Source organism: Cobetia sp. ICG0124, assembly GCF_004006355.1.
GTDB lineage: Bacteria > Pseudomonadota > Gammaproteobacteria > Pseudomonadales > Halomonadaceae > Cobetia > Cobetia marina.
In genome coordinates this window covers 2,839,381-2,860,230 of sequence record NZ_CP024893.1, presented here as the reverse complement: position 1 = coordinate 2,860,230, position 20,850 = coordinate 2,839,381, and the positions used below count along the sequence as shown (strand labels likewise).

Sequence of the window (20,850 nt, the reverse complement as noted above, 5' to 3'; positions counted from 1 at the left end):
GAGGGAATGCATGAGTAAGTGCATGAGTGAGTGGACGACAGCACTGCACGATTGGAATCTCGACCCTGCCGACGCCGTTGCCATGCAACGCGTAATGGCGACGCGACTGACGCTGACGCCGCCCTGGGGAGCAAGCTCCGAGGACTGGCCGGCGACCATCACGGGGGTCGATATCGGCTTCGAGGATGCAGGCGAGGTGACACGTGCGGCGGTGGTGACGCTGGATCTGGCGACGCTGGAACCCCTTGAGCAGCAGCTGATCCGTCAGCCGACCCGCATGCCCTACATTCCGGGCCTGCTGTCATTTCGGGAGCTGCCCGCTGCCATCGCCGCCATTGAGGCACTCGAGCGGCCGCCCGAATGCCTGATGGTGGACGGTCACGGCATTGCCCATCCGCGCCGCCTGGGCGTGGCGGCGCATCTCGGCCTGTGGTGTGACCTGCCGTCCTTCGGCGTGGCCAAGAAGCGTCTGTGCGGCAAGCATGGCGAGCCGGGCGATGCGCGTGGTGACTGGGTCGCGTTGACGGATCGCGTACGCGAGGCGGATGCCGAGCTCGGCATCATCGAGGACACCGCGCTGCCCAGACGCGAACAGCGCAGCCAGCTGGGCGCCGTGCTGCGCTCACGCGCGAAGGTCAAGCCGGTGTTCGTCTCGCCGGGCCAGCGCATGAATCTGGACACGGCGCTTTCGATGACCCTGCACTGTCTGGGCAAGACCAAGCTGCCCGAGCCGACCCGACTGGCGGATCAGCTCGCCAGCCGGCGTCTCAAGCGGCTCCGTGATGCCTAGCTAGCCTTCGATCTCCAGACGGCTCTGGCCGTTGCCCGAGGGGCGCACCGCGATACGCACCGGAATGCGCTCATGCATCTCGGCCACATGCGAGATGACCCCGACGCGACGGCCGCTGGCCTGCAGGCCATCCAATGCCTCCATCGCCAGCGCCAGCGAATCCGGGTCGAGACTGCCGAAGCCCTCATCGATGAACAGCGATTCGATGCGCAGCTCGCCGGAAGCCATGCCCGCCAGGCCCAGCGCCAGTGCCAGCGAGACAAGGAAGGTCTCGCCACCGGACAGCGAGTGAACGCTGCGCAGTTCATCACCCATCTCGGTATCCACCACCACCAGTCCCAGCGGGCTGGCGCCGCGGGCCAGACGATAGCGACGTGCCAGATTGGTCAGGTGCAGATTGGCATGCTCGATCAGGCGCTCGAGATTGAAGGCCTGGGCGATGGTGCGGAACCTGGCGCCGCTGGCGCTGCCGATCAGCTCCGACAGCGCCCCCCAACGCTGATGTTCGGCCCGCGCGGCTGCGAGACGCTCGGCAAGCGCGGCGCTGCCACTGCGGCGCTGATCATCATTGAGTATCGCTGCCTGTGCCGTCTGATGGGCCTCGCGCACGGCATTGAGCGGTGCCTTGAGTGCCGTGATCAGACTGGCCAGCGCCTCGCCAAGCTCGCGGGTGTCGTCCTCGGGCCCTGGCGGCGCATCCGTCAGTGTGCCAGCGGCTCCTTCTTCCGGGGCGGGCGCTGCCAGCTGTTCGAGCGCTGCCTGCCAGTCGGAGGTCCGAGCGGCCTGCCAGTGTTTGAGCTGACGCGCATTGCGCTCCTCACACAGGGCATCCGCGCGTGCGATTCGCTCGTGGGCGCTACGCAGTTGCTGGCGCAGTGCCTGCAGGTCGTGATCCTCGACGGCCAGCAACTCCTCGATACGCGCGTCATCCAGGCCAGGGTTCGCGGCCTGCCAATGCGCGCGTTCGCTGTCGAGCGCGCGCTGCTCCTCTTGCAGCTCCGTCTGGCGTTGCTGCAGGTTGGCCTGCTGCTGCGTCAGCTGCTGTTGCTGGTCGCTCAGCGCCTGCAGCGCCTGACGCGCATCCTCCTGCTCGTTGCGCATGCGGGTGGTCAGCGATTCGACCCAGTCGGACCAGTCGCTCACGCTGGCATGCTGTCGCCTGGGGTCTGCGCTCAGCTGCTGGGCAAGCGTGCCGCTCAGCTGCTCGATCTCGCTCGCCAGCGCCGCGATGCGTGCCTCACATTGCTGAAGCTGTGCTTCGCCATGCTGGCATTGCGTCGTCAGCGTGGCGTGGCGTGTCGCCAGTGCCTGGCGTTGCTCCCGCAGCGGCGTCAGCTGACGCAGCGTCGTCACCAGCGTGTTCTGGCGGGCGTCCAGTTCGCCAAGGCGCTGCTCGATCAGTTCCAGTGCTCGTGCGGCAGGCAGCTGGGGCAGGGACTCAAGCAGCGGCTGCTCTGACAGCGAATGCCGAGCCAGAATGTCGGTCAGGTTCGACTGACAGGTCTGCGCCTGCTGCTGCAGACGTTGCCGCTCCGTGTGCAGCTGCGCCTGTTCCTCCTGCAGGTAGCCGAGCTGCTGCTCGAGACGTGCGTGCTCGTGACTGGCCGCCTCCATGGCGTGCTGCGCGGTGGCCGTGGCCTGTCGGCGCTGTTCAAGGCGCTCGCGGGCCTGCTGTTCCAGCTGAGCGATCAGCGCCTCGGCCGGCGCGGCCTGGGCGGCGGCGGGGTGCTCATGGCTGCCACATACCGGACATTCCTCGCCATGGACCAGCCCACGGCGCAGCGCCATCACGTTGTCGCTGCGTGCCAGACGCTCCTGCTCCTGCTGGCGGCGCTCGGCGTCTTCCTCGTGGCGCGCCTGATCACGGGCCTGCAATGCCTGGGCCTGCCGGGCAGCCACATCGCGCAACGCCTGTTGCTGCCGAGGCAGCTGCTGCTCCAGCTCGACAAGGCGCTGCTGGACCTCATCACGGCGGGCCAGGCCATTGATCTGCTCGCTGAGCACAGGTTTCAGCTGCAGCAATGCATCGCGCTGACGTTGCAGCTGGTCCCGATGGTCTTCGGCATCGCTCAGCGGCTGGCCGGACTCGTCGACCAGCGTCGCCTGCAGCTGCTGGAGTTGCTGATCCAGCTGCTGGCGCTGTCGATCCTGTGTCTCCAGCTCCTGCTGATGGTGGACGAGCGTGTCGCGCAGGCGTTGCTGCTCACTCTGCTGGCTGACATGTGTCTCGCGTTGTTGCGCCAGACGCGAGGCCACCTGACGGGCCTCTTCCAGCTTGGGCAGTTGCTCGCCACGCCAGGTCTCGCAGCGCTGCATGCGTTCATCGGCGGCCTGCTTGTCGGCCCGGGCCTGCTCGGTGCGTGGTGACAGAGTGCCGAGCTGTTGCTGTACTCGGGTGAGCTGCGTGGTCAGCTGGACATGCTGCGGCGAGATCGCCTTGAGGCGCAGCAGGGCAGGGCGAATCGGTGCGAGGGCTTCCAGGGCGCTGAGTTGCTCGCGCTGACGGGATAGCGCAGCACTGGCGGCGTGAGCCTCCTTCTGTTCAAGCTGCGCCTGACCCAGGGCCTGTTCGAGCTCGCCCGCCGTGGTGGTCCACTGGTGATAGGCCGTCAGCGCATCATGCTGTTCGCTGAGGCGGGTCATGGCCGTCTGGCGTAGACGGACCTCATCCTCGAGTGCCTGGCGCTCGTCCGGGCTTGCCGGCAGCTGGCCATCCAGCTGGCGTTCGAGCTCGTTGACGGCCTCGCGGGCGCTGCGCTCACGCTCGTGGGCGGCGATCGAGATATCGGAGTAGTGGCCGGTATCGGTCAGTTTCTCCAGCAGCTCCGAGCGCTCGTTGTCGTTGGCGCGCAGGAAGGCGCTGAACTCGCTCTGGGCCAGCAGTACGGCGCGGGTGAACTGCTCGAAGTTCAGTCCCAGTCTGTCGATGATCAACGCCTTGGCGTCATTGCTGGTGGTATTGAGGGTCTGAGCTGACTGGGTGTCATCGGCCGTGGGCAGCAGCTGGAGATGTTGCTTGGCGTTCTGCAGGCGTCCGCCGGGCTTGCCGCGCGCGCGGCTGACCGTCCAGCCGGCGCGATAGCGCAGGCCATCGCGGCCGATGAAGTCCACCTCGGCCTTGCCTTCGCCGCAGCCGCGCCGGAGCAGGCTGCGCGGGTCCTTGAGGGTCAGCTGATGCTCGCCGACATCCTCCAGCTGACCGCCGCTCGGGGTCTGGCGCAGGCGTGGCGTGGTGCCGTAGAGCGCCAGACACAGGGCATCGAGCAGCGTGCTCTTGCCAGCGCCGGTGGGGCCGGTGATGGCGAACAGGCCCGCATCGGACAGCGGCGCCTTCTCGAAGTCGACTTCATGCGCGCCGGCCAGCGAGGCCAGGTTGTCGAGGCGCAGGGCGAGGATCTTCATGACTGACCTCCCTTGGCCTTGTCTGCTGAGGCTGTCTTGTCGTCCTGGCGACTGGGCTTGGTGGTCTTGCTCGGTTCCCCTGCCAGGCGTGCCTCACGCGCGATCTCGACCTCCTCGAGCAGCTGGGCGAAATCCTCGATCAGTGACGGGGCCGGCTCGCTGTCATAGGTGGCGCGATAGTGGCGCTCGAACAGCCCCATCGGTCCCAGCTCATCGAGCTTCACGCCCTTGGGCGCGCGATTCTCGGCGCTGGGCGCCGGATAGCGGGTGACCAGCTTGATCAGCCGCAGCGGCGCGCCTTCCAGCAGCGCCTCGATGCGCGCGCGCAGGTCGATCACGGGCGCCTCCAGTTGCACGCTCACCTCAAGCCACGGCCAGCGTGCCGGCTCGAGTTCACGGTCTGCCTCGGCGACCAGCGCCGTGAGCTGGGCGGTGATCTCGGTCAGCGGTGCAGGCCCGATGCGCGTGAGCGCGACATGGCAGGGCACGCGATGCTCCTCGACGCCCACGAGTGTCTCGTCTTCGAGAGTGATCTCCAGCACGCGGTGACCGTAATCGACCTCGGAGAAGTCCATCGCCAGCGGCGTGCCGCAATAGCGGATACGCTCCTGGCCGCCCACGCGTTGCGGACGATGCAGGTGGCCGAGCGCCACATAGGCGATGTCGTCGGGGAACAGGCTGGTCGAGAGCGCCTCTTCGCCCCCCATCAGGATCGGACGCTCGCTGTTCTCGGAGACCTCGCCGTCTCGCATGTGCGCGTGGCCCATGGCGATCAGCGCCTCGCCGGGCTGGCGGGCGGCACGCGCCGCGCTGACCAGCTGCTCGTGCACACGGGCCACTCCCGCGCGATAGGCCTCGCTGCGGGTGCGCTCAGGCTTGTCCACGTCCTGCGACTCTCTCATCCTCGCCAGCTCCCAGGCCGGTGACCTCGGCCGGGCGCAGAAAGGGCACCGCCAGACACAGGGCGCGGCGCTTGCCATCACGATCATGCAAGGGCACCAGCAGATGCTGGCAGTCGAGGCTGTGGGCATCGCCGCCGTCGGCGGAATCATCCACCCAGCGCACGCGACCCAATGCATGCGTCTTGAGACGCGCGAGCAATGCGGCTGGCAGCTCGATGCGTGAGCCGGAGTCATGATTGCCGGCGATCATCACGATCTCGAGCGCCGCGTCCTGCTCGTGGGCGCGCACGATGAAGTCGTAGAGCAGCTCCTGGGCGGCGAGGCTCGGATTGACTACATCGAACAGATCACCGGCGATCAGCAGGGCGTCCGGGGTCAGACACTTGAGCCGTGCCAGCAGCCAGTCGAGAAAGGCGGCATGTTCGACATGGCGACTCTGGCCATGGAAGCTCTGGCCGAGATGCCAGTCCGAGGTATGCAGAAAGCGGAAGCTCACGATGCGTTCCTTGCGGTGTCTGGAGCGCATTTTCAGGCAGTTGATCTGGATCAATCCCGTTCACGGGCAAAATCGACAAAAGTCGCTACGCTGAAAGTCGAGGCCTGTGTCGAAATCCGACAAGCCCCGGCGATGGCAGCGTCAGGGTGAACAACAATCAGGCCGGCAACATGGGAAGCCGTTGCCGATGCCCAGAGATGACAGGAAGGAATCGCAATGCGCCACGGTCTTTTTGCCTCACCTCGCCCCGATAACCTCGGCCTGCATGATGGGCTGCTGGCACCAGCCCCGAGTACCCCCAACGGGGTCAGCTCCCAGGCCTCTGACAGCAAGCATTACGTAGCGCCGCTCCCGATGCCGACGGACTGTTGCCTGAGCGCGATGGAGAAGATGCACAGCATCATCGAATCCATGGGTCATGCGGAAATCATCAGTACGGATGACGGTTATCTGCATGCGGAATTCCACACGCCCCTGCTGGGCTTCGTCGATGACGTGGAAATCGTCTGCAATGAACAGGAAGGCGTCTGTCATGTACGCAGCGTGTCACGCATGGGACATTCCGACCTCGGCAAGAATCGTCAGCGGGTCGAGGATATCCGTCATCGCCTAGAAGGCTGGGGTTACTGCAGCTGAAGCTACAGAGATCCATGAACGATTCCGTCCCCGCAGCGGGCTCAGCCACCGCTGCCCACGATTTGCCCAACGAAAATTCGCTCAAGCGTGGTGACATCAAGGTACTTGGCCTGTCCGCACTCGGCGGCGCTCTCGAGTTCTATGACTTCGTCATCTTCGTGTTCTTCGCCACCGTCGTCGGTCAGCTGTTCTTCCCGCCCGACATTCCCGAATGGCTACGTCAGGTGCAGACCTTCGGTATCTTCGCCGCCGGTTATCTGGCGCGCCCGCTGGGCGGCATCATCATGGCCCACTTCGGCGATACGCTGGGTCGCAAGAAGATGTTCACGCTGTCCATCTTCATGATGTCGTTGCCGACCCTGCTGATGGGCATGCTGCCGACCTATGCCGTCATCGGCATGTGGGCGCCGCTGCTGCTGATCATCCTGCGCATCTTCCAGGGTGCGGCAGTCGGCGGTGAGGTGCCGGGGGCCTGGGTGTTCGTCAGCGAACACGTCGCACCGCGTCACAATGGTCTGGCCTGCGGCACCCTGTCGATGGGGCTGGTGGGCGGCATCCTGCTCGGCTCGCTGATGGCCAGTGCCATCAACAGTGTCTATACCCCGGAAGAGGTGAGTGATTTCGCCTGGCGGATTCCGTTCATCATCGGTGGCGTGTTCGGGCTGTTCTCGGTCTACCTGCGTCGCTGGTTGCACGAGACCCCGGTCTTCGCCGAGATGCAGCAGAAGAAGGCGCTGGCCGCCGAGCTGCCATTGAAGATGATCCTGCGTGAACAGCGTCCGGCGATTGCCGTGGCGATGGCCGTCACCTGGGTGCTGACCGCCGCCATCGTGGTGGTGATCCTGATGACACCGAGCCTGATCGCGGAGCTCGAGGGGCTGACTCGTGCCGCCGCCTTCTCCGCCAACAGTCTGGCGATCGTGGCGGTGTGCATCGGCTGCATCGTGTCCGGTTACATGGTCGATCGCATCGGTGCCGGGGTGACTCTGGTGCTGTGGAGCGCTCTGCTGGGCATCACCTACTGGATCTTCCTGGCCACCATGCACTCGGACCCCAGCCTGCTGGTGCCGCTCTACTGCCTGACCGGCTTCAGCGTCGGCATCGTCGGCGCGGTGCCGAGCATCGCGATCCGCGGCTTCCCGCCGGCAGTGCGCTTCACCGGGCTGTCGTTCTCCTACAATGTCGCCTACGCCATCTTCGGTGGCTTCACGCCGATTCTGGTCTCGCTGATGATGACCGTCTCGCCGCTGTCGCCCACCTGGTACGTGGCGGCGCTGTCGCTGATGGGCGTGGTGCTGGGTCTGTGGCTGGCGCTCAGTCCGCGCGGCCGCGAGCTGATGGAAATCTTTTCGTTTGGGCCAGCGCCGAGGCGACGCTAGGATGGAGGCACTCGTCACGCCTCCCAGCAGGATGCCCGCATGTTTACCGTTCTTCACGCCAATCACCTCGAGGATCTGCGCGATCTGGCGCTCAAGGTGATCAAGGCCGCTCCCCAGCCTCCGCTGGTGCCGGAAACCTTTCTCGTCCAGTCCAACGGCATGGCCCAGTGGCTGAGGTTGTCATTGGCCGAGGCCGATGGCATCGCTGCCTCGGTCGATTTTCCACTGCCCTCAAGCTTCGTGTGGCGTGCCTATCGCGGGGTCCTGGGTGGCGTGCTGGGCGACGAGATTCCGGAGCTGTCACCCTTCGACAAGGGTCCGCTTGCCTGGCGTCTGCTGCGCCTTTTGCCGGGCCTGCTGGCCGATGAATCCCAGGCGGAATGCTATGCGCCGCTCAGGGATTACCTGTGTCGCGATGAGCGTGGCCAGCTGATCGAGGCAGTCGGTGAGGGTGCCCTGCCTGCACTGCCCGAGGGGCCGGAGGCAGAGCGTCAGCAGTGGCAGCTGGCCTGCCAGCTGGCGGATCTCTTCGACCAGTACCTCAACTATCGCCCCGAGTGGGTGCGCAGCTGGGAGAGCGGGCTGGAGGATGACAACTTCCGCGATGCCTTCGCGCGTCAGCAGGCCGCAGGCGAGCTGCCCGCCAATCTGCTGCCGGACAACCTGCCCGCCAGCCAGAAATGGCAGCCGGCCCTGTGGCGCGCGGTACTGGCGGATGCGCCGCCCAGCAGCCGGCAACATCACCGTGCCGCCCTGCATGGTCGCTTCGTCGCGGCTGCGCGCGCGCTGGAATCGCTGCCCTCATCACGCCGCCACCCGTTGCCGCCACGCCTGTTCGTGTTCGGCATCTCGGCACTGCCGGGGCAGACGCTGGATGCGCTGCATGCGCTGTCCGGGGTGATGGACATCTACCTGATGATCACCAATCCCTGCCGTCATTACTGGGGCGATATCGTCTCCGACCGCGAAGCCGTGCGGCGCAGTATGAGAGCCGACAGTCTGCGCATGGACAGCGAGCGCGTCGCGCGACAGCGTGCCCGTCACCCCGAGGCACCGGCGCTGACCGGGCTGGCGGAGGAGGAGCTGCACCTCAAGGCCAATCCGCTGCTGGCCGGGCTGGGTGCCCAGGGGCGTGACTTCATCGTCAATCTGTATGAATTCGAGAGCGCGCTGTCCGGCCGCGACAGCGGTTTCGATCTCGAACTGGACGTCTTCGTGCCGCGCATCAGCGAGGATACGCCCCCCGAGCAGGCACCGCTGCTGCATCAGATCCAGGATGAGATTCTCGAGCTGGTGCATCCCGGCGAGCGCGCCCTGGCCGAGGGAAGTCCTCGCAGGCTGGAGGCGCAAGATGATTCCATCAGTCTGGTCAGCGCCCACTCGGCGCTGCGCGAAGTCGAGATTCTGCATGACCGCCTGCTGGCGGCCTTCGAACGTGCCCACGAGGCGGCCCGGCAGGGGGAGGGCGAACCGCTGCGGCCGCGCGACATCCTGGTGATGGTGCCGGACATCGACCGATATGCCCCCTATATCGAGGCGGTCTTCGGTCAGCTGCCGCCGGGCAATCCGCGCCATATTCCCTTCACCATCGCCGACCGGGTGGCCAGTCAGGCCAATCCGCTGCTCGGACTGGTCTTGATGCTGCTGGAGCTGCCGGAGCGCCGCCTCGGCGTCAGCGAGGTGCTGGATGCGCTGGATGTCGCCGCCTTCCGGCGTCGTTTCGCCATCGAGGAGGGCGAACTTGAGCGCCTGCGGCGCTGGCTGGCCGACAGCGGCGTGCGCTGGGGGCTCTCCGGTGAGCACCGTGAGCAGCTCGGCTTCATGCCCCTCGACGAGAACAGCTGGCGCTTCGGGCTCGAGCGCATGCTGCTGGGCTACGCCACCGGCTCCCCGGCGGCAGGCTCCCAGGCGGCCGGCTCCCCAATACAAGGTGAGCAGAGCGCCGACCTGATGGACGGCCTGATGGACGCCTTGACGGCCTGATGGACGGCCTTGTCGACATGAACGGCCTGAGCTTCGATGGCGTGGTGCCCTTCGATGAAGTGGCCGGTCTCGAGGCCGAACTGGCAGGCAAGGTCGGCGAGCTGATCGAGAGCCTGGATCGCTGGCGCCGCTGGCTGGACACCTCGCGTACGCCAGCGGACTGGGCGACTACGCTGCAGCGATTGTGGGAGGAGAGCCTCAGCCCGGACAGTGCCGAGGAATTCGACATTCTGGCGCGTCTGCAGGCGGCGCTTTCCCGCCTCGACAAGGGCTGGCAGCAGGCCGGTTTCGAGGGCTGTCTGTCGCTCAAGGTGGTGCGCGAGGCGCTGCGTGGCGAGCTGGACAGTGGTGGTCTCGCCCAGCGCTTCCTTGCCGGTCGGGTCAACTTCGCCACCCTGATGCCGATGCGTGCGATTCCCTTCCGCGAAGTGCACCTGCTGGGCATGAACGATGGTGACTACCCGCGCGTGCGCATGCCGCAGGATTTCGATCTGATGGCCAGCCGCCCTCAACCGGGAGACCGCTCACGGCGTGACGATGATCGCTACCTGTTCCTGGAGGCGCTGCTGGCGGCGCGGGATCGCCTGTCGATCTCGTGGGTCGGGCGTGACCAGCGCGACAACGGCGAACGGCCGCCCTCGGTACTGGTCGGGGAACTGCTTGATTACATCGAGCTGGGCTGGACCCCCGAGACGCATGCCGAGGCACCGGGTGTCTCTCGCGAAGTTGCCCTGCGCGAGCGTCTGATCACCGAGCATCCATTGCAGCCGTTCTCGCGGCGCTATTTCCATGCCTCCCAGGCGACGGCTGGCGATCTGTTCAGCTATGACGCCAGCTGGTCGAGCCTGTATCGCGCGGCGGGTCAGGCTCAGGCAAGCGCGGCGGGGGCGGCCGCCTTGAAGCAGCTGGTGGAGCAGGCACCGGAGTCCCATCTGCGTCTCGGCGCGGACTCGCTGGCGCGCTTCCTGCGTCGTCCCTGGCAGCTGGGGCTGGACCGCGTCGGAGTGCGCTTCCGCGATGCCGAGGTGCCGGATGAGGACAACGAACCCTTCGCCCCCGACGGGCTGGAGAACTTCACCCTGACCCGCGAGCTGCTGGACGCCGCGCTCACCGGACAATCCTTGCCGCTGGCCGCCGAACGTCTGCGCCGGGCCGGGCGCCTGCCGGCGCTGGGCTTTGCCGATGCGCTGATCGAACCGCGCCTCAAGCGTCTCGATCAGCAGCTGGCCAGCTGGCGCGATCAGCTCAGCGATGCCACCTCGCTGCCGCCGCGCACCCTCGAGGTACCGCTGATCATGCAGGATGAGGACGGCAGGCCCTTGCGGGTGACGCTCACCACGCGTCTGATCAGCCGTCGGCAACTGCGCGATGACGCCGAGGGCGAGAGCTGCCTGCTGGCCACGTTGGAGGCGACCCACTTCGGCACCCTCAAGCCCGGCAAGGAGGGCCGCTACAAGAAGCTCGGCAAGCCGCATCGTCTGCTGGCCGGCTATCTCGACTGGCTGATGGCCAACGCGCGCCCCGGCCTCGGGGAGGTGGCGGGTGATCAGGGCACGCGCCGTGAAGGCTATCAGTGGCTGGCGGTGTTCGAGGACCGCTGGCTGCTGTTCCCCGCGCTGCGTATCGAGCAGGCCGAAGCCGCGCTGCGCCATCTCGTCAAGGCGTATGCCCAGGGCTGGCAGGCGCCGCTGGCCGCCGCGCTGGAACTGGCGACCACGCTCTGGGAGGTAGTGGGCGAGGAGGATCGCAGTGCCTTGTTCGGCGCACTCAAGGCGCAGGCCGCTGACGGCACGCCAACGCTTGAGACGGCGCTGGCCGCCATCCACAAGCCCTGGCTTGCCGACAGCCTGTCGCGCGCCATGGAAACCCGCTTCACGGAAGACATCTTCAAGGGCCCCCAGGCACTCAGGCGACAGGAAGGTGCGCTGGGCGAGCTGTGGCCGGAGTTTGACGCCTTCGCCCGTGCGGGCGGCGTGCTCAACAGCGTGCAGCTCTATCAGCCGTTGATCGAGAGCATGATCGGCGTGCGTCAGGGCATTCTCGGCGAGCGCGCGGTGGAGCTTGCCACCGGGAAGGCGCAACCATGAGCGATATTAGAATGGAAGGCATGCGCGGTGTGGAGAGTGACGTGGGGAGCGGCGTGAGGAGTGGCATCGCTCAGGACAAGGAAGCGGCAATGAGTGACGAGATGGATCCGAGCCAGCAGGGCCAGGCCCTCGATATTCCGACGCTGCCCCTGCTCGGTCAGCATCTGATCGAGGCGAGTGCCGGCACCGGCAAGACCTTCACCCTCGCTGCGCTCTACGTGCGGCTGGTGCTCGGGCCCTTGCCCGGGCAGGCGGCCAGCGTGAGCTATCCGCGTCCGCTGACGCCGCCGGAGATTCTGGTGGTGACCTTCACCGAAGCCGCCACCGCAGAGCTGCGTGACCGCATTCGCGCGCGCCTCAAGCAGGCGCGTGAGGCGCTGCTGGGGCGTGCCAGTCCTGATCCGATCCTGGCCGAATTGCTCGCGCCGCTGCTGACATCCTCACCTGCCGAGGACGCATCGCGCCTCAAGGCCGCGGCGGCACGGCGGCTCGATCAGGCCGCGCGCCTGATGGATGACGCCGCCATCTTCACCATCCACGGTTTCTGTCAGCGCATGCTCAGTCGGCATGCCTTCGATGCCGGCGGACGCTTCGGCGCCGAGCTGCTGCAGGATGGTCAGTCACTGCTGACACGTTGCGTCGAGGATTACTGGCGCTGCGAATTCTACCCGCTGGCCCGCGAGTGGCAGGCCTTGATCCGTGGGCGCTGGGCCGGCCCGGAAGCACTGGGAGAGGAGCTGCGCGGCCTGTTGCGTGACGGCACGCCACGCCCGCTGTATCGCGACGGTGAATGTCTTGAGGCCCCGCAAGACCTGAGCGATCTGCTCGGCAATGCCGAACAGTGGCGTCAGCAACAACAGGCCGCGCGGCGCGCCGTCGAGGAAAGCTTCGATGAGCCGGCCATCCGCGCGGTGATGGGCGAGGCCTTCGCCAGCAAGGCGCTCAACGGCAACAGCTACAAGGAGGCCGAGCTGGAGCCGCGCCTGGCGGCGACAGCCGCCTGGCTGGCCAGCGGCGAGCACGATTTCGCCGCCGACATGCTCGACAGCAAGAAGCTGTGCTGGCTGAGCCAGGCCAAGCTCGAGAAGGGCACCAAGAAGAACTGCCAGACGCCGCGTCACCCCTTCTTCGCGGCGCTGGACCTGCTGGCCGAGGTGCCGGCACCGGACGCCGTGCTGCTGGATCAGGTCGCCGTGCACGCGCGTGACAGCGTCGCCCGCGCCCTGATCTGCGAGAAGCGCCGTCTGGGACTCTGGGAATTCTCGGACCTGCTCAATGACCTCGACCACGCGCTGGACCCTTCGCTCAATGGCGAGGCCAGCCAGCGTCTGGCGCGTCAGATCCGTCAGGAACTGCCGGTGGCGATGATCGATGAATTCCAGGATACCGACCCGGTCCAGTACCGCATCTTCCGGCGCATCTATCCGCAGACGGCGGGCGATGGCTCGTGCGATGAGCCGCTCGATGAGCAGCACGTTGACGCTACTGACAGCGACGACGCTGACGAGACACCCAGCACGCTGTTGATGATCGGTGACCCCAAGCAGGCCATCTACGCCTTCCGCGGCGCCGATATCGACACCTATCTGGCGGCGCGCCAGGTCACCCCCTCGCGCTTCACCCTGCCGCGCAACTTCCGCTCCAGCGCCGCGATGGTGGCGGCGGTGAATGCGCTGTTCGCCCAGCATCCCGCGCCCTTCGGCAGTGAGGACATTCCCTTCCAGCCGGTCGAGGCCCAGGGCACGCGCACCCGGCTGGTGCTGCGGCATCCGGATGGCCGGGAAGAGGCCGCCTGTGCACTGAATCTGTGGTGGGCCAACGGTGAGCGCCTTAGCGCCGATGCGCATCGCCGCGACATGAGTCGCGCCTGCCGCACCCAGATCCAGACACTGCTCGAGGGCCAACAACGCCTGGCGGCGGGCGAGCCGGGGCTGGTGTTCATGGACGCGGGAGATTCGACGGTGCGGGGCGTGGCCGCCAGCGATATCGCGGTGCTGGTACGCAACGGGCGCGAGGCCGCAGCGGTGCGTGGGGCGCTTGCCGAAGGCGGTATCCGCAGCGTCTATCTGAGCGAGAAGAGCTCGGTGTTCGACACGCCGGAGGCCTTCGAGCTGCTGCAGTTGTTCGAGGCCGTGGCCCATCCGCGGGATGACCGTCGTCTGCGCGCCGCGCTGGCGACACGCCTGCTGGCGGATGACCTCTCGCTGGTCGAGCGTCTTGTGGTGGATGAGCTGGCCTGGGAGCGCGAGGTCGAGCGCTTCGATGGCTACCACCGTGACTGGCAGCGGCGCGGTGTGCTGCCGATGCTGCGCGGCGTGATGCGTGACTTCCGGGTCGGTGAGCGGCTGGCGGCCCGCGCCGGGGGGGAGCGTGCCCTGACCGACGTGCTGCACCTGGGGGAGCTGGCCCAGAATGCTGCCCAGCGGCTCGATGGCGAACAGGCGCTGCTGCGCTGGTGGCATCAGGCACTGGAATCCGGCCATGAAGCGCTGGACAGCGACAGCCTCAGTCAGCGACTGGAAAGTGATGAGGGGCTGGTGCGGGTCGTCACCATCCACAAGTCCAAGGGGCTTGAGTATCCCATCGTGCTGCTGCCGTTCATGGCCAGCTTCCGCGCCGCCGAGCCGGACAGGAATTTCGGCCTGCTGACCCTCAAGCAGCGCTGGCTGGCTGTGGCTGACGTGGGAGGTGATGACCAGGGAGGTGATGACGAGGAAGTGCCTGCTCGGAGAGTCAATCAGGAGGATGACGCGCTCGATGACAGCATCCTGGTCAAGAAGCCATCGAAGGACATGATTAAGGAGGCTGATAAGGCAAGATTAAGAGAAGACGTGCGTCTGCTCTACGTGGCGCTGACGCGTCCCAAGTTCGCCTGCTGGCTGGGGCTGGCGCCCATCGGCAAGGGCGGCTTCAGCAAGCAGCTCAGCCTGCCCGTCACCGCCATCGGTTATCTGCTCGGCATGAGTGACAACGAGGAGATCGAGGCCAGCGCCATCGAGGCTGCCTTGCGCCGCTGGTGTGAACAGCAGTCGGCCGGACTCGCTCGCGTGTCCGGTCTGCCGGAGTTGCCCGGTCATGACTATCAGCCACCGGCGGAGCGCGATCAGCACTTCCACGGCGCGCGTCACTTCGCCGGCGGTATCGAGGATGACTGGTGGATCGCCTCCTACACCGCCTTGCTCACGGATGCCCGTCAGGTGACGGCGGCGCTGGAAGACACCGGCGATGCCGAGGATGACCGCGTGCCCGAAGGCGCCACCGAGATCGCGCTGGAAGAAGGCGAGCAGGGCCTGACGCGCCCGGACCGCGAGGTGGCAGGCCAGTCCGGCCCGCTGCTGGCGGGCGGCCTGCCGATGACGGTGGGCGAGATCCATCTGCATGATTTCCCGCGTGGGCCGCGCCCGGGGACCTTCCTGCACGGGCTGCTGGAGGCGGTGGATCTCGATCGGCTCGGTGCGGATGACTATCGCGGCGAGCTTGAGCGGCTGGTGGGCTCGCGACTGCATTTCGGTGGCTTCGATGCCAGCTGGCAGCCACGTCTCACCGACTGGCTGGAGCAGGCACTGACTCGTCCGCTGCAGGGCTTCGAGGGCGAGCCTATCCTGCTCAACCGACTCGAGGCCTGGCAGCCGGAGCTGGAATTCTGGCTGCCGGCCGTGCACGCGCGCAGTCTGCCGCTGGACGCCGTGGTCACCGCGCTGGAGCCGTTGCCGCGCTCGCGGCCCAGGCTCGCGCCACGCCGCATGCACGGCATGCTCAAGGGCTTCATCGATCTGACCTTCCAGTCCGGTGGGCGCTGGTACGTGCTGGACTGGAAGTCCAACTATCTGGGCGAGCGCCCCGAGGACTACCTCGGTGAGTCGCTGGCCCGCGCGATGGTCGAGCACCGCTACGACCTGCAGTACGTGCTCTACACCCTCGCGCTGCATCGTCTGCTCAAGGCGCGCCTCGGCGAGGACTACGATTACGAACGCTGTATGGGGGGCGTGCTGTATGTCTTCCTGCGCGGCCTGGATGCCGGCGGTGACTCACCCGCGCTTGCGGTGGACGCCGAGGGGGAGGCGCCCGGAATGGCGACGCCCGGCGTGTTCCAGCGCCGGCCATCACAGGCGCTGATCGAGGCGCTGGATCTCTGGCTGGGCGGTGACAGCTCCGCATTGGACAGCCTGCTCCTTCACACCACCGACACCACGCCACTTACGCAAAGCGGCCAGCAGGGGGCCTTCGATGTCTGACGCCACGCCTTTGGAAACGCAGCAGCTCAGCGCTGCCCCTGACGCCCCGACTGCCGAGACCCTGCTCGCGACGCTCGGCCTGTGGGTGGAGCTGGGCTGGCTCAGGCGAGTCGATGCCCATCTGGTGCGCTTCATGGCGCGTCATGTGCCGGAGGCCCCGTCCAGCGTGCTGCTGGCGGCTGCGCTTGCCAGCCACCAGCTGGGGCGCGGGCATGTGTGCCTGTCGCTGTCGCGGGCGCTGGCCGAGCCACGCGCGACCCTGTCGCTGCCACCGCTGGAGCAGTCCGAGGCGCATCTTGCCGAGGTCAGCGTGGCCCTGCCGGAAGCCTTCCTGGCGGATCTCGATGCCGGCCGCTGGGCCGAGCAGCTGGCGGAATCGCGGCTGGTCAGCGTGCTGGCGCAGGCCGACTCCCCGGCGGGGCATCTGCCGCTGCGCCCGCTGGTGCTGGTGGGCGAGCGCCTCTATCTGCGGCGTTACTGGCAGGCCGAGCGTGAAGTCGCGGCGGGGCTGCGTGCGCGGATGGGGCCAAGCGAGGAGGGCGAGACGCGGGTCAGTGATGCGCTGGGCGAGCGCCTGCGTGAGCTGTTCGCCAGCAATCAGCCGGACCCCCATGGCGCGCCGGACTGGCAGAAGCTGGCCTGCGCCCTGGCGTTGCGTCAGCGCCTGACGGTGATCTCCGGCGGTCCCGGTACCGGCAAGACCACCACCGTCACGCGCCTGTTGGCACTGTTGCAGGCGCAGGCGCTCTCTGGTGGAGCTGGCGGTGTGGAGGTGGAGAGCGGTGTGGTAGGCAGTGTCGAGAGCGATGAGACAGGCCATCCGCATGAACGGCGGGCGCTGGATATCCGACTGGTCGCCCCGACCGGCAAGGCGGCGGCGCGGCTGTCGGAGTCGATCCGTGGCGCGGTGGCGAAGCTCGAGGTGCCAGACGCGGTGCGCGCTGCCATCCCGCGTGAGGCAAGCACCGTGCACCGCCTGCTGGGCGCACGTCCGGATTCCCGCCACTTCCGCCATCACGCCGGCAACCCGCTGGCGCTGGACCTGCTGGTGGTGGACGAGGCCTCGATGGTCGATCTCGACCTGATGGCGGCGCTGCTCGGCGCGCTGCCCGCCCACGCCCGCCTGATTCTGCTCGGCGACAAGGACCAGCTGGCCTCGGTGGAAGCCGGCGCCGTGCTGGGCGATCTCTGCGAGCATGCGCTGCCGCCGCGTTACTCACCGGCGCTGTGTGCAGACCTCGCCCGCCTGACTGGCGAAACGCTGGATGAGGCCATCGCCACGCCGGATGTCTTGGAGACGCAGGACACGGCAGACCGCGGCCGACTCGCCGATCACGTGGTAGTGCTGCAGAAGAGCTACCGCTTCTCCGCCGACAGCGGTATCGGTGCCCTGGCGCGTGCCTGCAATGCCGGAGACCGCCAGGCGCTGCGCGCCGTCTGGAAGACCGGTTATCGCGATATCGCCTGGCTGAAGCTCAGCGGCCCGGAGGACCGCGATCTGGAAAAGCTGGTGGTCAATGGCTATCGCCCGGCGCTGGAGGCCGTGCGTGAGCGGCGCCCGGCACGAGAGGTGATCGATCTGCTGCTCGAGTTTCAGCTGCTGTGCGCGCTGCGCCGTGGCCCCTATGGGGTCGATGGCCTCAACCAGCGGGTGGCGCGGGTGCTGATGCGCCGTGGCCTGATCGCCGAGGAACGCGGCTGGTACGCCGGGCGTCCGGTGATGGTGACGCGCAATGATCGCGCGCTGGGGCTCTACAACGGCGATGTCGGCATCACCCTGCCGGACCCCGCCGCCGGGGGACGCCTGCGCGTGTTCTTCCCGGTCGAGGAGGAGGTATCGTCAGACGCCGAGCGTGATGGGCAGGACACCGAGATCCAGCGCTTCCACCGTGGCGTGCGCACGGTATTGCCGTCACGCCTCGAGGCGGTGGAGACGGTCTTCGCGATGACGGTCCACAAGTCGCAGGGCTCCGAGTTCCGCCATGTGGTATTCGTGTTGCCTGAGGGTGCCAATCCGATTCTGACTCGCGAGCTGGTCTACACCGGCATCACGCGGGCCAAGTCGCGGGTCACGCTGGCGGGCACCCGCCGCGAGACGCTGGAAGGCGCCATTGAACGACGCGTGGTGAGAGCCAGCGGGCTGGTGCTCTAGACCGGACGCCGATGGATGATCGTCAGGTCTGGCCCCGCTGCGCTCGACAGGAGGAGGGGACATGACGGATGTCAGCAGTCGCGTGAAGGGAAGGCCGCAGCCACAGAGCGAGATGATTGCCGTGCCGCTGGCCACAGCGGCCAGTCACCTCAAGGACCCGCAGGCGGCGGTGGCCGAGCTGGCCCGAAAGCTTGATGACTCGCTAGGTGGCCGCCAGCGGCTCGGCGGGGTGCTATTCTTCTGCTCGGCGGATTACCCCCTCCCGGCACTGGGTCAGGCGCTGGCCGATGCCTTCGGTGAGGTAGCGGTGAGTGGCTGCACCACCGCCGGCGAGATCACGCCCGAGGGCTATGCGCGCGGCTCCATCACCGCCATCGGCCTGGCGCGCAGCGACTTCGCGCTGGCGCAGGTGTTGATCGATGATCTGAGCGGTTTCGACCTTCCGCGGGCCCAGACGTTGAGTGATGAGCTGCTGGCGCGCTGTCGCGAGCAGGCCGTGGCGCCGGTGATGGGCAACAGCTTCGCGCTGACGCTGCTCGATGGCCTCTCGAGCAGTGAGGAGCAGGTACTGGCGACGCTGGATGCGGCGCTGGGCAGCATTCCCGCCTTCGGTGGCTCCGCCGGGGACGACAACCGGTTGGCGCATACCTATGTCTACGCCGATGGGGTCTTCCATGATCAGGCGGCGGTCGTGGTAGTGATCAATACGCGGCTGCCGTTCGAGGTCATCAGTACGCACCATCTTACGCCGCTGGCCGACAAGCTGGTGGTGACGGCGGTGGACCGCGATTCACGCCGCGTGCTGGAGCTGAATGCCGAGCCCGCCGCCGAGGAGTATGCGCGGCTGGCCGGTGTCGCGCCCGAGGCGCTGGAGGAGGCGGTCTTCGCGCGCTGCCCGCTGGCGGTGCGCATCGGTGAGGCGCATTACGTACGCTCCATCCAGCGCGTGAATGCCGATGCCAGCCTGAGCTTCTACTGCGCGGTGGAGACCGGCATCGTGCTCACTGCCATGCAGGCCACGCCGATTCTCGCGCAGCTCGAGCAGCGGCTGGCCGAGGTGGAGGCGCGCCTGGGGCCGCCCGCGCTGACCATCGGCTGTGACTGCTTCCTGCGGCGCATGGAGATCGAGGCGCTGGGGCTGGAGGCAGAGGCTTCGCGTCTGCTCAGGCATCACCGGGTGATCGGCTTCAATACCTACGGTGAGCAGCATCACGGCATGCACATCAACCAGACCTTCACCGGCGTGGTGATCGGCCAGCGCCGTCTCGCGGCCGATGGCACGGGAGGACAGGATGGCGCCTGATACGCCGCTGACAGATTCCCGAAAGGACGGCCTGAGCGCTGAACTCGCCGCCCTCAAGGCGCGCAATCGCCAGCTGGAGAAGATCAACGCCGCCCTGATCGAGCGGGTCGAATCCAGCAGCCCTTCACCGAGCGCGCCCTACGCCGCCTTCGAGCACGCCGTCCTGCTGGCGGATCAGGTGCGCGAGCGTACCGACACCCTGCACCGCACCCTCGATGAACTGGGGGCACTCAATCGACGCCTGACCGCCGCCAAGGCCGCCGCCGAGGCGGCCAATCACTCCAAGACCCGCTTTCTCGCCGCCATCAGCCATGATCTGCTGCAACCCCTGAATGCCGCCCGATTGTTCGCAAGCGCTCTGGAAGAGCAGCTGGCGAGGCTGGCACTTGATGACCCCACGCCGCGCGACGCCGCCGCGCGACGCTTCGCCGGGCGAGCTGGTGGCGCGGCTGGGGCGCTCGCTGGCCGATGTCGAGAGCCTGCTGGGCACGCTGGTGGACATCTCGCGGCTGGATGCCGGCGTGCTGACGGCCGATGTCGCCACCTTCCCGGTGCGTGAGCTGCTGGATGTGCTTGCCGAGGAATATCGTCAACTGGGCGCTGCCCGTGGGCTGGAGCTGCACTACGTGGCCAGCCACCTGAGCGTCGAGTCAGATCTGCAGCTACTGGCGCGCGTGATACGCAATTTCCTGAGCAATACGCTGCGCCATGTCCCGGATGGCTCGACGCGCGGACGCGTGCTGCTGGGGTGTCGCCGGCGTGGTGACTGGCTGGAGATCACGGTGGCCGACAACGGCCCCGGCATCGCCGAGCATCAGCGCGAGGTGGTCTTCCAGGAATTCCGGCGCCTGGCGCCGCGCCAGGACAACGAGCAGCGCGGCCTCGGGCTGGGGCTGGCGATCGTCAAGCGCATCACCGGCCTGCTGGAGCACCCCCTGTCGTTGGCCAGCACCCCGGGGCGCGGTGCCGCCTTCGCGGTGCGCGTGCCGATTCGACAGCCTGCCAATGTGATGGGCCCGTCGGCTGACGCGCCTTCTCCCGGTCAGCCTTGCGCGTCACCGCTTGCGCAGCCGCTGCTCGATACCGTTATCTGGGTGGTCGAGGATGATCGGGAGGTGTGTGCCGGCATGCAGTCATTGCTCGAGGGCTGGGGCGCGAGTGTCCACTGCGCCGATACCGCCGAGGTGCTGTTGCAGCAGGCGCTGGCCGCGCCGCCGGAGGTGTTGATCGTTGATCATCAGCTGGGTGACGGGCAGCCCGATGGTCTGGCGCAGGCACAACGGCTGCGCAAGCGTTGGCCAGACTTGCCAGTGGTGGTGATCAGCGCGGACCACTCGGCGCCGCTGAAGGCCAGGGCACGCGCGCTCGGCTTCGGGTTCCTGCTCAAGCCGGTCAAGCCGCTGCGCCTGCGCCAGCTGTTGGTCAACCATCGCTCTTTCTCTGTTCGCGGGCCATTGATCTGGCAGGTTTCCCCCCCATGCTGAA

Annotated in this window: 13 protein-coding genes; 10 read left to right on the top strand and 3 right to left on the bottom strand. The window is 67.3% G+C overall.

Translation table 11 applies throughout. The features are described 5' to 3' along the window. Positions 1-22 precede the first annotated feature (22 nt). Positions 23-790, top strand: a complete 768-nt coding sequence (locus CU110_RS13290) for an endonuclease V (protein ID WP_084209327.1) — start codon at positions 23-25, stop codon at positions 788-790. On the opposite strand, the gene CU110_RS13285 is transcribed toward CU110_RS13290, so the two are convergent. The 3 genes from CU110_RS13285 to sbcD are packed head-to-tail and all read right to left on the bottom strand — an operon-like array spanning position 791 to position 5,590. Continuing rightward, positions 791-4,192, bottom strand: a complete 3,402-nt coding sequence (locus CU110_RS13285) for an AAA family ATPase (RefSeq protein WP_127736302.1) — start codon at positions 4,190-4,192, stop codon at positions 791-793. It abuts the gene before it with no gap. Further along, the gene (locus CU110_RS17295; RefSeq protein ID WP_240665393.1) at positions 4,189-5,094 is read right to left on the bottom strand and encodes an exonuclease SbcCD subunit D C-terminal domain-containing protein; all 906 of its coding nucleotides are present in this window, start codon (positions 5,092-5,094) and stop codon (positions 4,189-4,191) included. The genes CU110_RS13285 and CU110_RS17295 overlap by 4 nt, the downstream gene beginning before the upstream one ends. After that, positions 5,063-5,590 (bottom strand): exonuclease subunit SbcD, encoded by a 528-nt coding sequence (gene sbcD / locus CU110_RS17290; RefSeq protein WP_240665392.1) that lies wholly within the window; start codon positions 5,588-5,590, stop codon positions 5,063-5,065. The genes CU110_RS17295 and sbcD overlap by 32 nt, the downstream gene beginning before the upstream one ends. A 216-nt stretch (positions 5,591-5,806) precedes the next feature. Here sbcD and CU110_RS13275 point away from each other — a divergent pair, with 216 nt between their 5' ends. The 9 genes from CU110_RS13275 (at position 5,807) to CU110_RS13240 (ending at position 20,849) form a co-directional block, all read left to right on the top strand. Beyond that, positions 5,807-6,226, top strand: coding sequence for a DUF1499 domain-containing protein (locus CU110_RS13275; RefSeq protein ID WP_077379176.1), 420 nt, complete (start codon positions 5,807-5,809; stop codon positions 6,224-6,226). Between the two features lie 14 nt (positions 6,227-6,240). Beyond that, positions 6,241-7,605, top strand: coding sequence for an MFS transporter (locus CU110_RS13270; protein WP_127736299.1), 1,365 nt, complete (start codon positions 6,241-6,243; stop codon positions 7,603-7,605). Positions 7,606-7,644: 39 nt separating this feature from the next. Next, the gene (locus tag CU110_RS13265) at positions 7,645-9,588 is read left to right on the top strand and encodes an exodeoxyribonuclease V subunit gamma (protein ID WP_127736296.1); all 1,944 of its coding nucleotides are present in this window, start codon (positions 7,645-7,647) and stop codon (positions 9,586-9,588) included. Next, on the top strand, positions 9,588-11,675 hold the full coding sequence (locus CU110_RS13260; RefSeq protein WP_127736293.1) for an exodeoxyribonuclease V subunit gamma: 2,088 nt from the start codon (positions 9,588-9,590) through the stop codon (positions 11,673-11,675). The genes CU110_RS13265 and CU110_RS13260 overlap by 1 nt, the downstream gene beginning before the upstream one ends. Then, positions 11,672-15,910 (top strand): exodeoxyribonuclease V subunit beta, encoded by a 4,239-nt coding sequence (gene recB, locus CU110_RS13255; RefSeq protein ID WP_127736290.1) that lies wholly within the window; start codon positions 11,672-11,674, stop codon positions 15,908-15,910. The genes CU110_RS13260 and recB overlap by 4 nt, the downstream gene beginning before the upstream one ends. Next, positions 15,903-18,062, top strand: a complete 2,160-nt coding sequence (gene recD, locus CU110_RS13250) for an exodeoxyribonuclease V subunit alpha (RefSeq protein WP_084209321.1) — start codon at positions 15,903-15,905, stop codon at positions 18,060-18,062. Before recB ends, recD begins: the two co-directional genes overlap by 8 nt. A 112-nt stretch (positions 18,063-18,174) precedes the next feature. Next, on the top strand, positions 18,175-19,365 hold the full coding sequence (gene nosP / locus CU110_RS13245; RefSeq protein WP_084209815.1) for a nitric oxide-sensing protein NosP: 1,191 nt from the start codon (positions 18,175-18,177) through the stop codon (positions 19,363-19,365). Beyond that, positions 19,355-19,924 (top strand): histidine kinase dimerization/phospho-acceptor domain-containing protein, encoded by a 570-nt coding sequence (locus CU110_RS17285; RefSeq protein ID WP_240665391.1) that lies wholly within the window; start codon positions 19,355-19,357, stop codon positions 19,922-19,924. The genes nosP and CU110_RS17285 overlap by 11 nt, the downstream gene beginning before the upstream one ends. Continuing rightward, on the top strand, positions 19,806-20,849 hold the full coding sequence (locus CU110_RS13240; RefSeq protein ID WP_240665579.1) for a hybrid sensor histidine kinase/response regulator: 1,044 nt from the start codon (positions 19,806-19,808) through the stop codon (positions 20,847-20,849). The genes CU110_RS17285 and CU110_RS13240 overlap by 119 nt, the downstream gene beginning before the upstream one ends. Position 20,850 lies beyond the last annotated feature (1 nt).

Excerpts from the sequence above, each read along its gene's own strand:
- CU110_RS13260 (WP_127736293.1), top strand. The coding sequence starts at position 9,588 with ATGGACGGCCTTGTCGACATGAACGGCCTGAGCTTCGATGGCGTGGTG.
- CU110_RS17295 (WP_240665393.1), bottom strand. The coding sequence starts at position 5,094 with ATGAGAGAGTCGCAGGACGTGGACAAGCCTGAGCGCACCCGCAGCGAG.
- CU110_RS13275 (WP_077379176.1), top strand. The coding sequence starts at position 5,807 with ATGCGCCACGGTCTTTTTGCCTCACCTCGCCCCGATAACCTCGGCCTG.
- CU110_RS13265 (WP_127736296.1), top strand. The coding sequence starts at position 7,645 with ATGTTTACCGTTCTTCACGCCAATCACCTCGAGGATCTGCGCGATCTG.
- CU110_RS13290 (WP_084209327.1), top strand. The coding sequence starts at position 23 with ATGAGTGAGTGGACGACAGCACTGCACGATTGGAATCTCGACCCTGCC.
- recB (WP_127736290.1), top strand. The coding sequence starts at position 11,672 with ATGAGCGATATTAGAATGGAAGGCATGCGCGGTGTGGAGAGTGACGTG.
- recD (WP_084209321.1), top strand. The coding sequence starts at position 15,903 with ATGTCTGACGCCACGCCTTTGGAAACGCAGCAGCTCAGCGCTGCCCCT.
- nosP (WP_084209815.1), top strand. The coding sequence starts at position 18,175 with ATGATTGCCGTGCCGCTGGCCACAGCGGCCAGTCACCTCAAGGACCCG.
- CU110_RS13270 (WP_127736299.1), top strand. The coding sequence starts at position 6,241 with ATGAACGATTCCGTCCCCGCAGCGGGCTCAGCCACCGCTGCCCACGAT.
- CU110_RS13285 (WP_127736302.1), bottom strand. The coding sequence starts at position 4,192 with ATGAAGATCCTCGCCCTGCGCCTCGACAACCTGGCCTCGCTGGCCGGC.
- CU110_RS17285 (WP_240665391.1), top strand. The coding sequence starts at position 19,355 with ATGGCGCCTGATACGCCGCTGACAGATTCCCGAAAGGACGGCCTGAGC.